This is a genomic window from Persicimonas caeni, from assembly GCF_006517175.1.
Classification (GTDB): domain Bacteria; phylum Myxococcota_A; class Bradymonadia; order Bradymonadales; family Bradymonadaceae; genus Persicimonas; species Persicimonas caeni.
This window is the reverse complement of sequence record NZ_CP041186.1, coordinates 5,169,483-5,181,841: the sequence shown is the minus strand read 5'-3', so window position 1 is coordinate 5,181,841 and position 12,359 is coordinate 5,169,483. Positions and strand designations below refer to the sequence as shown.

At 66.0% G+C, this 12,359-nt stretch carries 8 protein-coding genes; 3 read left to right on the top strand and 5 right to left on the bottom strand.

What is annotated here, in order from left to right; genetic code table 11:
• Window positions 1-136 precede the first annotated feature (136 nt).
• Window positions 137-1,096 (top strand): hypothetical protein, encoded by a 960-nt coding sequence (locus tag FIV42_RS19090; protein ID WP_141199234.1) that lies wholly within the window; start codon window positions 137-139, stop codon window positions 1,094-1,096.
• Window positions 1,097-1,101: 5 nt separating this feature from the next.
• On the top strand, window positions 1,102-2,970 hold the full coding sequence (locus FIV42_RS19085) for a serine/threonine protein kinase (protein ID WP_141199233.1): 1,869 nt from the start codon (window positions 1,102-1,104) through the stop codon (window positions 2,968-2,970).
• Here the strand turns inward: FIV42_RS19085 and FIV42_RS19080 are convergent, their stop codons facing one another.
• The 4 genes from FIV42_RS19080 to FIV42_RS19065 form a co-directional block, all read right to left on the bottom strand.
• The gene (locus FIV42_RS19080; protein WP_141199232.1) at window positions 2,971-3,243 is read right to left on the bottom strand and encodes a hypothetical protein; all 273 of its coding nucleotides are present in this window, start codon (window positions 3,241-3,243) and stop codon (window positions 2,971-2,973) included.
• Between the two features lie 12 nt (window positions 3,244-3,255).
• Window positions 3,256-4,131 carry a tetratricopeptide repeat protein gene (locus tag FIV42_RS19075; RefSeq protein WP_141199231.1) on the bottom strand — a complete coding sequence of 292 codons (876 nt, stop codon included), beginning with the start codon at window positions 4,129-4,131 and terminating at the stop codon, window positions 3,256-3,258.
• Window positions 4,132-4,846: 715 nt separating this feature from the next.
• Entirely contained in the window at window positions 4,847-5,842 is a 996-nt protein-coding gene (locus FIV42_RS19070) for an IS3 family transposase (RefSeq protein ID WP_141196617.1), read from the bottom strand.
• Complete coding sequence (locus tag FIV42_RS19065) at window positions 5,839-6,369, bottom strand: transposase (protein ID WP_141196618.1); 531 nt, start codon at window positions 6,367-6,369, stop codon at window positions 5,839-5,841. The genes FIV42_RS19070 and FIV42_RS19065 overlap by 4 nt, the downstream gene beginning before the upstream one ends.
• A gap of 236 nt (window positions 6,370-6,605) precedes the next feature.
• Between FIV42_RS19065 and FIV42_RS19060 the strand changes: the two genes are divergently transcribed.
• Entirely contained in the window at window positions 6,606-7,379 is a 774-nt protein-coding gene (locus FIV42_RS19060; RefSeq protein WP_141199230.1) for a hypothetical protein, read from the top strand.
• A 397-nt stretch (window positions 7,380-7,776) separates the two neighbouring features.
• Here the strand turns inward: FIV42_RS19060 and FIV42_RS19055 are convergent, their stop codons facing one another.
• Window positions 7,777-12,240: a hypothetical protein gene (locus FIV42_RS19055; protein ID WP_141199229.1), complete on the bottom strand. Its 4,464-nt coding sequence runs from the start codon at window positions 12,238-12,240 to the stop codon at window positions 7,777-7,779.
• Window positions 12,241-12,359: the final 119 nt, after the last annotated feature.

The following is a 12,359-nucleotide window of genomic DNA, read 5'->3' as shown; positions in this document are numbered from 1 at the left end:
GCGATCGTTTTCATTTTGCGGTGAACGGTTTAGGTTAGTGACGTGCTCATACACGAGGCCATTGACGCAAACGCTCTTGCAGCATGCTTCATGCGGCTTGCGCGCCAACCCAGCCTTCAAGCGATGATTGGAGCTGATGTCTGACGACGGCGAAAAACAAGCCAAATCGCTGGCCGAAGCGCTCGCCGAGAGCGCCGAGGCAGCGCAAGAGGACGCGACGGTCCAGATCTCGAAGACCGAGCTGGCCGCCATCCGCCAGTCGGCGAGCAATGGGTCGATGACCCCCGAGATGCTGCGCGAGATCAACCGCAACCGCAGCGGCAAGGCCGACGAAGAGGACGACGCGACTCAGACCTTCGACCGACGCAAGCTGTCGGCCATGCTCGAGGAGCACTCCTCGGCCGACGATCTGGCCGACGGCGCCATCGTCAACGCCGCCGTCGAGCAGGCGCGCGGCGACGACGAGCCCAACACGACCGAATTCGTCCTCGACGAGGACGACGAGGACGACGAGAACGACGGGGATTTGCTCTCTACCGACGGCCTCGACGAACTGAGCGACGCCGACCTTCACGCGATCGTCTTCGGCGACGAGGACGAGGCAGCCGACGAAGATCCCGCCGCAGGCCTCGACGAACTCAGCGACGCCGACCTGCACGCCGTGGTCTTCGGCGCCGAAGACGACCCTCTCGCTGACCCGCTCGACGACCCCGAGTTCGACTCGCTCGAAGAGTTGACCGCCGACGACCCCGAAGAACTCGAAGCGCCCGCAGAACCCGAAGCCCCCGCCCTTCCGACCGAACCGCCGGCCCAGCCCGCACCGCCGGCACCTGTGGCCGACAAGCCTCGGGACGCCCAGCCCCCGGCAAGCATGCCGGTCGACGACGAGCCGCTCGACGATTTCCGCGGCGCCGAGTCGCGCCTGCTGTCTGTGGGCGCCCTGCTCGGCTCGCTGGCCATGATCGTCGCCGGCGGACTCCGCCTGGGCACCTCCGACATGCTCGGAGTGCTCCACCCGGTCGTCGCCGGCATGATGATCGCCGTGGGCATCTTGATCCTCATGGGCATGCTCGTCTCCTTTTTGCAGCGTAGGTAGCGTCGATGTCCGACAAGACTTCTGCTTCTGCAGGGGGAAGCTCCACCGCCGGCCGCCAGTCGAAGGCGCGCAAGCCCTACGATCCCGAAAAGCTCATCGGCAAGACGATTGGCGGGCGCTACCTCGTCGAGAAGTGCATCGGCAAGGGCGGCATGGGCGTGGTCTACTTGGCCAGCCAGAAGGCGCTCGACCGCAAGGTCGTCATCAAGGTGCTGCCGAGCTCGTTCGTCGACGATGAAGAGGCGCTGGGCCGCTTCGAGCGCGAAGCGGTGGGCATGAGCCGGCTGCAGCACCCGCACGTGGTCGCCATCTACGACTTCGGCCACGAGGACGACCACGCCTATATCTGCATGGAGTACGTCGACGGCGAGACGCTCAGCCGGCGCATCAAGCGCGACGGCCCGCTCGACGTCGAGACCTTCGCGCCCATCGCCGGCCAGATCTTGAAAGGCATCGGCGAGGCCCACTCCCTGGGGCTCGTCCACCGCGACATCAAGCCGTCGAATATCATGCTGACCGAGCGCCACGGTCAGGAAAACTACGCCAAGATCTTGGACTTCGGGCTGGCCAAGCTCGTCAAAGGCTCGCAGAACGTGACCAAGGAGCAGGCGTTGGTGGGCTCGACGGCGTTCATGGCGCCCGAGCAGATCATGGGCAACGACATCGACCAACGCGTCGACGTCTACGCGCTGGGCGTGCTCTTCTACTATATGCTCAGCGCCGAGAAGCCCTTCCAGTCCGACGACGACATCACCGTGCTCTACCAGCACGTGCACAACCCGCCGCCTCCGCTGGCCGACAAGCTCCCCGAGGGCCACCGCGTGCCCGCCGAGGTCATCGGCCTCATCGAGCGCATGCTCGCCAAGGAGCCCGAGGACCGGCCGACGAACGCGGCGATGATCCACGACGAGCTCGCCGACATCATGGCGACCACCTCGCTGCAGATCCCATGGAACACCGGCGAGTTCGGCTCGCTGAGCGGGTCGTCGCCCATCGAAGATCCCAGCGATCGCCTCGGGCGCGGCCGCTTTCAGACCCCGATGGGCCAGGCCTCGCCGGGGACGTCGCCCTCCGGGCTGCACCAGCCGGGCAGTGGAACTCAATTCGATACGCGACCGAGCCAGGCGACGTTCATCACCAACGAGCAGATGCTCGAGCTGCAAAAGCAGAGCACCCGGCGCACCCTGATCATCGGGATGGTCGCTATGCTCGTGGTCGCCGGGGGCCTGGCCGCCTTCTTGCTGCTGCGCGACACCGGCCCGAGCGTCGAGGACGTGCAGGGCGAGCTCGCCAAGGCCGAGCGCCTCGTCGACGAGGGCAAATTCGGCCAGGCCGCGAGCGTGCTCGAGCTCCTGCAATCCGATCTCGAGCATCATCCCTCGCTCAAATCGCGCTACGCCGCCTCACAGGACAAGCTCGCCGTCGCCCGACTGATGAGCGAGGCGAAGCTGTTCGAGGAGCAGGACAAGCTCGAGGAGGCCGCCTCGACCTATGGGAAGGTGTTGAGCCGCAACCCGGAGCACGACGAGGCGCGGGCAGCGCTGGCGAAGGTGCAGAGCCAGCAAAGAGAGCTAAGGGAGGAAAAAGAGCGAAGCGAGCAAGAAGAAGTGAGGGAGCAAGAAGAAGTGAAGGAGCAAAAAAGTGAGGAAGCTGCGGCCGAGGCTGTGGAGGAGGAGCCCGTCGCCGAGTCCAAGCCGGCTGCCAAGCCTCGCCCGTCCAGCAAGCCCAGCAAGACAAGCAAGCCCAGCAAGCCTGTCGAAAAGCCCGCCTCGAAGCCGAAAAAGGCCTCCGACGACAATCTCCTGCTGCCTATCGGCGAGCAGGAGGCCGAGGAGCCGTCGAACGACGACGTGCAGTTGTTGCCGATGGATTGATCACTCGCCGCACACGCCCGACGCCACGTCGCACGTCTGCCCGTCCGCGCAGTGTGCGTCGGTGCGACATTCGCGCTCGGGTTCGAGCACGCACTTGTCGTCCGCCGAGCAGACGAAGAACTCGCCCGCCTCGGGGCTGTCGAATTGCTGACAGTCCGCGTCGGCTTCGCATTCGGTGAAGTCGAAGATAAACGAACAACCCGCCGCCCCCGCGACGAGCGCGCCGGCCATCACGGCTGCGGCGGCGTAGCGTTTGATGCTGCGTCTAATCACGACTGATACTCCTCAAAAATCGAGCGTAAAGGTCACCGACGCGCCGTCGGGGCCGACGGACGGGGCGATGCGTGCCTGCTGCGACACCGATGGCTGCGACACAGATTCCTGCGACACGGATTCCTGCGGCGGCGACGCAAAGAAATAGATCCCCACGCCCGTGAGCACGGCGCCGGCGGCGAGCATGCTGTCGGCGACGGTGGTGTAGGTCTGGCCGGTGTCGGCGGCGTCGCGCCGCTCGGCCAAGGTGGCCGCGTCGTCGGCGTTGCTCTTTTCGCCGGCGGCGAGGATGGCGAACACCCCGCTGCCCACCAACGTGGCGGCGCCCAGGCCGGTGAAGGTGTAGGCGAGCGTGTAGTCATCCTCGACGACGACCGGCGGCTCCTCGACCGCGTCGGGCTGCGTCTGCTCACCCTCGCCCGCCTCGGCGAGCTCGTGGTCGCCCTGCTTCTGCTCGACCTCCTCCTGGTCGACCTCCTCACCCTCCTCGCGAAGCGCGAGCACCTCGCGCAGCGTCTTGAGGCGCTGCAGCGCGTCACGCCGCGCCTTGAGCTCGACGTCGGGCTCATTGACGAACTTCTCGTAGAAGTCGGTCGCCGCCTCGAAGTCGCCCTGCTTCTCGAGGGCGCGGCCGATATTGTAGAGCAGGTTGGGAACCGGCTTGATCGCGTAGGCCTGGCGAAACGCCTTCTCGGCGGTCTCGTAGTCCTTGGCCGCGAACGCCTTCGACCCCGCCGCGGCGAGCTGGCGAAAGCGTTCTTTGTCGGAGGCCTGCGCCTCGGCGTCGCCCGACGCCTCCGGCTGCTGCGCCCAGGCCGACGACGCCGGCCACAGCGGACCCGCACTCAGCAGGCCAATCACAACTAGGGCAGTGGAAATCCGTCTCATTCCAATACAACTCGTAGCGGGAGCACAACACATCGGAGGCCATCTTATGGGTGATGGGGCCAAACGTCTACTTTGTGGGTTTGGGGAGGCGCGGAAACACGGAGGCGCGGAAAAATGGAGGCGCGGAAACACGGAAACATTGAGCCATGGAATCACGGAAGAGCACATGGAGAACCATGGACGCGTGGAAGAACACTGACCACGGAGACGTGCCGCGTGCGCGGCCGTCCGTGCTCGGAAAGGCGCTCGCCCTATCCTGACACCTGGGGGTGTCGCTAGAGAGGCCGCTGCCCCATCCAAGACCCCCGCGGGCTTGTCCCGCGGGTGAATGAGCCTGTGTAGCTAAAAATACGCCCGCCTCCCCAAGACCCCCGCGGGCTTGTCCCGCGGGTGAATGAGCCTGTGTAGCTAAAAATACGCCCGCCTCCCCAAGACCCCCGCGGGCTTGTCCCGCGGGTGAATGAGCCTGTGTAGCTAAAAATACGCCCGCCTCCCCAAGACCCCCGCGGGCTTGTCCCGCGGGTGAATGAGCCTGTGTAGCTAGTGGTGTGACACCGAGATTCGATTCACCTTCGCCGGTCTAGCACCACCAGCTTCGGCGCTCACTCCTCGACGATGCGCTGCATCGCCTGCGGGGTTCGCATCCGAAGCTGGCGGCGCTATCCTCGCCGAAGGGTTGCGGTATGTGTCAAGATAGTTGTCGCGTCTGAATTATCTACGTCTCTTGTAAATTGAGCGGCGCAAGCCGCACCTCTTCGGGGCGCGTCCATCCTCGCGGCCTTCGACTCCAGCGTGCGGGATTCTTTTGGCGCGCCTGTTCATAGAGCTTTTGGCGTCTTTGTAGCAGCTCGACGTCTTCGCCCGCGTGGCGCTGCTCGGGGGTCACCCAGCCGATCCCGCTGTGATAGTGCTCGGTGTTGTACCAGCGGACAAACGCCTCGACCCACTCAGACCATTCATGCACGCCGTCGAGCGGCTTTTTGGGGTAGCCAGGCCGGTATTTGAGCGTGCGAAAGCTCGATTCGCAGTGAGGGTTGTCGTTGGAGACGCCCGGGCGGCTAAACGAAGCGGCCACCTCCAGGCGCTCCAGCGTCGCCAGAAGCGTCGAGCCCTTCATCGCAGCCCCGTTGTCGGCGTGGATGCAAAGTCCGCTCGCCTCGACCTGTTCGGCGAGGATCGTCTTTTCAATGAGGCGGCTCGACAGCTCCATCGATTCTTGGTCTTCGACGCTAAAGCCGACGATCTTGCGGCTGAACAAGTCCATGATCCAGTAAAGGTAGACAAACCGGCCGCGTACCTGGGTGGGCAAGTATGTGATATCCCACACCCAGACCTGGCCGGGGCTGGCGGCCACTAATTCGGGCTTCGGCCTGGGCTTCGGCGGCCGGCTTGGCTGGCGGTGGGTCATCATCTTCTCTTCGCGCAACACGCGGTAAAATGTCGACTCGCTGGCGACATACTCGCCCCGGTCGGCCAGGCTGCATACGATCTGCCGGGGGCTCACATCACAGAATTCACGACCTGTGGCGATGGCGACCACCTGTGCTCGCTCCTCGTCGGTGAGCGCGTGCGCACACCGACTGTGGGGTCCCTGGCGAGCGTCCTCGGCCTGCGGGTCTTTTCGCCACCGCTGTATGGTGCGCTCGCTGATGCCCAGGGTCCGACAGGCCTGGGCCTGACGCGCGCCGTGGGAGACCGCCTCTGCGATCATGTCGAGGATGACTTGTCGCTCTTGCCGATCATGGGAGCGTCCTCGTCCCCCCACAACCGGCGCGCCTTTTTTGAGAGCACCAACAAGGCGGCCGTCTCGGCCAGCGCGGCCTCCTTTCGGCGAAGCTCGCTTTCGAGTTCGCGCTTGTCCCGTTGGGCCTGGCGCAGCTTCTGGGTGGCCTCCTTCTTGGCCCTGGTGCGTCCATCAAGCCCCTCGTACATCTGCGCTCTCCAGCGTCGAAGGTCGCTTGTATGCACTCCTTCCTCGCGCAGGAAAGCGCCAAACTCCTTGCCCTCGAGCGCCTCGGCGGCCATCACAAGACGCAGCTTTTCGGCCGAAGAGCGTCTCTCGGGTGCCGACTCTGGCTTTGCCTCAGCACGCAAGGCACCATCGAGCGCCGCCTTTCTCCACCGCCAAAGCGTCGTCTTGCCCACGCCGCTCAGCTCGGCCAGGCTCTCCGGGCTGATCTTTTCGTCGAGCATCCGTCGAACAAGACGCTCTTTTAGCTCTTTAGGATATGGACTCATCTCGGATCTCCTTGTTGCCCCTTCGTTCCATGAAACTAACAATCGAAGAGGCGACAACTATCCTGACACCTGGGGCCTCCGTCACCGCCCCCCCAATCCCCCCAATTGACCCTTCGCCCCCCACCCGCTAATCTCGTCGACACGACGTTTTACAATTCGTTCATGTCCACGCGCGTTTCGGGCCGGCCCCATCGACGGGGCGCAGCCGTGCGCGCAAAGCCTTTGAGGGGAAGCTTATGGCTGCTGCACTGCAAGACACTCGCCTGCGCGACAAATTCAGCGATGCGCTGGCGCGCGCCGAACAACTCGACGTTACCGACAACCACGCGCTCATTCGCGACGCGGCCGTGGCCGATGGGCGCGCGGCGGTCGACACGTTCGCGACGATCATCGAGCGCGAGGATGTTCAGGAGGTCGCGCGCATCGAGGCCGAGTCGAGCGTGGCTGAGACCCGACAGACCGCCGACCACGCCTTCACCGCGATTCGCTCGTCGTTGGGAACCGGCCTGGCGCTGATGCGGGCGAATAATGAAACAGGCGTCATCCGCGAGACGCGCGAGGCCGAGGGATACCTCGATCGGGTGCAGGCCTCGGACTTCAAGTCGATGTCTCACGCCGATGCGCGCACGAACCTGGAGCGCGCGGTCACCTACGTCGACAAGTTGGTGCCCGACGAGTTGGGCGCGCCGGTGATGGCGGTGGCGCAGCCGGCGCTCGACAACTTCACGCAGGCCGTCGAAGGCCAGGCGCGGGCCGAGGGCAAGTGGGTCGAGGCGCAGGCGAGCCTGGAGGCGGGCCGTGCGCAGGTGCGTGACGCCTACTTGAGCTTCCGCGACCATATGCGCGGCATCCTGCGCCAGACCGGCCAGATCGACAAGCTCGGCCAGATCGTGCCCGCCCTGCACGACATCATCCGCGCGGGCCATGGAACGCCCACAAACGACGACCCGACCGTCGACCCGGCGGGTGGGGACGAACCAACCCCGGAGCCGATCGTCGACGAGGCCTGATCGAGCCAACCAAGGCCGCGCAAGAATTCCAGCGCGGGCTTGGTTGGCCAAACAACCCCGTTTTGCTGCGCCAGCGGGCACTTGGTTGGCCAAACAACCCCGCGCTGGCGCAGCAGGAGGCACTTGGTTTCAGAACCAGGTGCCTCTTTTTTTGCCAGCTCGGCTTTGTGAGGCTTACAAACGCCAGCCCGTGCGCAGGCGCGGGGTTGGTTGACCAAACAACCCCGAGGTTGAAAACCAGCGCCGGCTTGGTTCCAGCGCGCGCGCCAACCCGTGCGCCAGCGCGGGGTTGGTGGGCCAACCAACCCCCTTTTTTTCCAAGCAGACCAACAAAAAAGCCGGGCTGCCCTCCACGAGAGCAGCCCGGCCGGTGCGCCGAGTCGGCGAGTGTGCGGCGCTACTGAATGCTCACGCTGATGTCGAACCGCTCGCTGGTCGAGCTGGTCGTCGTATCGTCGTGATCAGCGATGATGAACACCGTCTCGGTCGTCGTGGCCGTGTAACTGGTGGTGGCCGGGGCGTCTTCGCCCTCGTCGGCGGCCAGGCAGGTCGACGAGGAGATCGTGCCGCAGCTCGAGGTGATGACCACGCCCGGGTCGCCGTACCAGGTGCTCGGGTCGTCTGGGTTGGTCACCGTGGCTGTGATCGTCTGGCCGGCCATGAGCGTGGCGGTGAGCACCACGTCCTCGCCGTTGGTGTGCGTGGAGGTCAGCCCGCAGCCGCTGCCGCTGATGTCATTGGTATAGTCGCCCCACACCCCGCTGATGACCGTGCCGCCGCTGAGGCGAGCGTCGTTGGTCACATCTGCGGGCGCGCTGCAGTCCTCGCCGGTGCATCCGCCGTTCGAACAGCCCGCCCCGCAGGTCGTGACCGTCCACAGGCCGGTGTCGCAGTAGCGCGCGGTACTCGGGTCGAGGCAGGTGTTCTGCGACTGCGAGTCACACTCGGGCTGCAGCTTGTCGACGAACAGCGCGAACGCCTCGTCGTCGCCCGAGTAGTCGGAGTCGGCCACGATGTAGACCGTCTCGTCGGTGGTGGCCTGGTAGCGCGTCTCGGCGATATCGCCGGGGCCCTCGTCGGCGCCGCTCAGGCACGTGTTCGTCGGGTCGGCGCAGTCGGTGACGATGTAGACCATCGGCTCTTCGTTGCCGTAGGCCTCCACGCGGGCGTTGACCAGCTCACCGGCCAGCAGATCCATCTCGTAGATGAGGTCGTTGCCGTCGCCGGTATCGCCGGTGCAGCCGCTCGACGAGATCTCGACGTCGTTGGTCAGGTCGCCGAAGTCGGCGTACACCGCGATGCCGTCGCCGATATTGGGGGCGGTCGCGCAGCTATTCGAGGCGGCCAGGTCGGGGAAGCAACCGCCGGCGTAGCAGCCGCCCAGGCAGGTGTACTCGCCGACGATCGCGGTGCCGTCACTGTTGCAGCTCTGCACGGTGTTCGGCCCGGTGCAGATCGTCTCGCCCGGCGCGCAGACCTTGCCCTGGGTCACGTCGACGCTCAGGGTGTACTGCGAGGAGCTCGTCGAGCTCGAGTCGACCACGATGTAGACGCTCTGGGCGGTCTCGGCGTAGTGGCTCAGCGTGGCCGTGCCCCCGGAGGGGTTGTTGGTCACGCAGGTCTCTTCGGCCAAAAAGCAGCTCTCCACGATGAAGGCGTACACGCTGCTCGACGAGGTCTGCAGGTTGGCCTGCAAGAGGTCGCCCGCGGCCAGGTTGACCCGGTAGAAGTGGTCGTTGCCGTCGGTGTAGTCGTAGCTGTCGAGCGCGCAGCCGCCGAAGCGACGGTCGGGCAATTCGAGGTCGTCGGAGCCGCTGAGGGTGTCGGTGACCGAGTCGCCGTGGCCCATCAAAACAGCCTGCTCGCAGGTCTCGGCGTCGGCGCCGTCGCAGGCGCCGTTGGTGCACGAGGTCGCGCAGGTGACCGTGCGCGAGTTGCCGCCCTCGTCGCAGTACTCGAGGCTGCTTGCGTTGCACCCGATCACTTCGCCCGGGGTGCACGACGGGGTGCGCTCGGTGGCGGTGATGGTGAAGCTTCCGGTGGGGCTGGCCTCGTCGGTGTCGACGATGATGTAGTAGTCGCCCGCCTCGCGCGCCGCGAAGCTAAGCGTCTCGGCCTGGCTGGTGGTGTCGACGGCCTTGAGGCACTGCATCTGGTCTTTGAAGCAGCCGGCGGCCACCGTCACGCTGACGTCCCAGGGAGCGTCGACGTAGACGTCGACCATCTGGTTGGCCTGGGTGGTGGTCAGCGAGTAGACCGCGTCGGGGCCGTCCTCGGCGTCGCCGGTGCAGCCGTCGCTGCTCGGGTCGTACTCGAAGCTGTTGGCGTAGCCCTTGATGCGCTGGGTGACCGGCTGGCCGCTGGTGAGCGCGATGGCGCCCTCACAGGTCTGGTTGGGCGGCTCGTTGCACTGGCCGCCGGTGCAGCCGAAGTCGCACGACTCGCTGGGCTGGTAGGCGATGCCCACGTCGTTGCAGATCTCGACGTCCTCGCTGGCCGTGCAGCGGGTGGTGCGCGGCTGGCAGACCTTCTGACCGGTCTCCACGGTCAGCGTGGCCTGGGCCAGGTTGGTGCTCGACTCGGTGTCGGCGACGATGAAGACCGTCTGGGTGCCGTCGGTCTCGTTGAGGTAGCTGGCCGACTCGGTGCTGCCCAGGTCGTCGTTGCCGCCGCCCACGCACGAGTTCTCGGCGCTGGCGCAGCTCGTGACGATGTAGACCGCGCCGGCGTCGCCGTCGGCGAACTCGACGGTGGCCTGCACGCCCTCGTTGGGCTGCAGGTTGACCGCGTAGACCGCGTCCGGGCCGCTGGTGTGGGCGCGCGCGTCGTTGTCCAGGCAGGCGCCCAGGTTGATCTGGTAGTCGTTCTGGAAGTCGCCCCAGTTGATCGTCTCGGTGTCGCCGCCGCTCACGAAGATCGGGTCGACGCACAGGTCGCCGTCGCGGCGCAGGCAGGTGCCCGTGCGCGGGTCACAACCCAGGTTGCAGGCGGTGGTCACCAGCTGCGAGCCGGCGTCGTTGCAGATATTGGCGGTGTTGGTGTCGGTGCACGCGTTCGAGCTCGGCGCGCAGGTCGTCGGGGTGGCGTTGAAGGTCAGGCGGTACTCGCCGCCGGTCTCCGAGCCCGAGGAGGTCTGCACGATGGCGTAGTAGGTGCCCGGGCCGAGCAGGCGGTTGACGATCTCGCCGCCCTGCTCGCTGGCGTCGACGCAGGCGACCTCGGTCTCGAGGCGCTCGCAGGCGCGCCGGATGCTGATCGTCCAGTCGACGCTGTTGAAGTCGGTGTCGGGAATGACGTTGAGCTGGACGTTGGACGGCGTGGTGATCTCGAACGAGTAGATGTCCTCGCGCGCGCCGTTGTGAATGCTCGTGCAGCTCGACCCGAGGTGGTAGCCCAGCGCCTGGCGCGTGTCGCCGCGCACCGGGGTGCCCGCAGTCAGCGGGGTGGCGTCGTTGCACGCCTCGAGGCTCTTCGTCTCGAGCAGGTCGGCGCTGACGGTGTACTCGACGCCCGCCGAGCTCAGGTCGCCGCCGTCGGCCTCGGCGATCTCGATGGTGTACTGGCGAGGGCTGACGGCGTTGAGGCTGGCGGTCACCTGCAGGATGCCGTCGCGGCCCATCAGGCCGCCGGTGTCGGTGCCCACCACGTTGCCCTGCGGGTCGGTCACGGTCATGACGAGCTCACCCAGGCCGATGTCGCGCTGGGCGTACTCGGCGGTGATCATCAGCCGGCCGCGAATGGGCAGGCCCGAGTACTGCGACAGGTCGACGGTGTAGAAGTCGACGTCGCCCGAGCAGATGCTCCCGCGCGCCGAGATGCCGGTGGCCACCGCGTTCAGGTCCGTCGCCTCGGCGGCGGTGTCGTTGCTCTCGAAGTCGTCCTGGTTGCACGAGAACGGCGCCACGCAGGCGTCGCCGGCGCATTGGCGGCCGTCGGTGCAGTCGAGCGAGGTGGTGCACGCCACGTTCGGGTTCTCCCCGCAGGTGGCGGTCAGCTCATCGGCGTCGTAGGTGCAAAGTTGGTTGCCCGGGCAGCCGTCGTCGCCGCAGGCGAGCTCTTCGAGGCGGCACTCCCCTTCGACGCAGACGTGGCCGCCCAAGCACTCGTCGCTGGTGGTGCAGGTCGACGCGTTCTGGCATTCGCCCAGCGAGGGCATGCACACGCCGCCGTCCGTGCACTCGACGTCGTTGACCACGCAAAGGTCGTCGACGCACTCGTTGGCGTCGTTGCAGTAGTAGCCTTCGGTGCAGTTGGCGCTGTCGCCTTTGCAATCGTCGGCGTTGACGCAGGCGCGCTCCTCGAAGCTGCAGACGCCCTTGTCACAGGCGAGCGCCTCGCAGTAGGCGTCGGGCGCGTAGCAGCTGCCGTCGAGGCACTGCTCGCCGTCGATGCAGTCTTCGCTCTCGGTCTCGAGGGTGCAGGTCTCTTTGCTCTCGCAGGTCTTCGTGCCGCGGGCGCATTGGCCGGTGGTGCACTCGAATTCGTTGCAGGGGTCGGGCTGGCAGGTGCCGTCTTCGGCGCAGTAGGTGCGCTCGAAGCAGTCGTCGTTGGTCTCGCAGGTCTCCGGGTTGGCGCAGGCGCCGTTTCGGCACCAGCCGCTGTCACAATCGGAGTTCGCCTCGCAGGCCGTCAGGGCCTTGCAGACCGACTGGTCCCCGCAAGAGTAGCCAGGTAGGCACTCGAGATCGGACTGACACGTCGATGGGTTTCGGCAAGCGCCGTCCTGGCAGACGCCGAAATCACATTCGACGTCGGCGCAGGCGTCTTCCTCTCCACCGCAACCCGACAAAAAGGGCATCAGCATGCCGGCCAGCATCAAGATGGTGGCCAAGCGCTTCCATTGGTGAACGACTGCTCTCATTGACTTATCCATCTCTATGTCCTGCCCGGCCTCGCCTGCGAAGGCTGCCGACCATTCTTTTCCAAGACCGACTCGGCGCCCCTTTGCACCGAGTCGGTCGACTAAACGCGAGTTATCCC

Bases quoted from the DNA above. Each gene is read 5' to 3' on its own strand.
- FIV42_RS19090 (WP_141199234.1), top strand. From the start codon at position 137: ATGTCTGACGACGGCGAAAAACAAGCCAAATCGCTGGCCGAAGCGCTC.
- FIV42_RS19085 (WP_141199233.1), top strand. From the start codon at position 1,102: ATGTCCGACAAGACTTCTGCTTCTGCAGGGGGAAGCTCCACCGCCGGC.
- FIV42_RS19075 (WP_141199231.1), bottom strand. From the start codon at position 4,131: ATGAGACGGATTTCCACTGCCCTAGTTGTGATTGGCCTGCTGAGTGCG.
- FIV42_RS19070 (WP_141196617.1), bottom strand. From the start codon at position 5,842: ATGATCGCAGAGGCGGTCTCCCACGGCGCGCGTCAGGCCCAGGCCTGT.
- FIV42_RS19065 (WP_141196618.1), bottom strand. From the start codon at position 6,369: ATGAGTCCATATCCTAAAGAGCTAAAAGAGCGTCTTGTTCGACGGATG.
- FIV42_RS19060 (WP_141199230.1), top strand. From the start codon at position 6,606: ATGGCTGCTGCACTGCAAGACACTCGCCTGCGCGACAAATTCAGCGAT.
- FIV42_RS19055 (WP_141199229.1), bottom strand. From the start codon at position 12,240: ATGAGAGCAGTCGTTCACCAATGGAAGCGCTTGGCCACCATCTTGATG.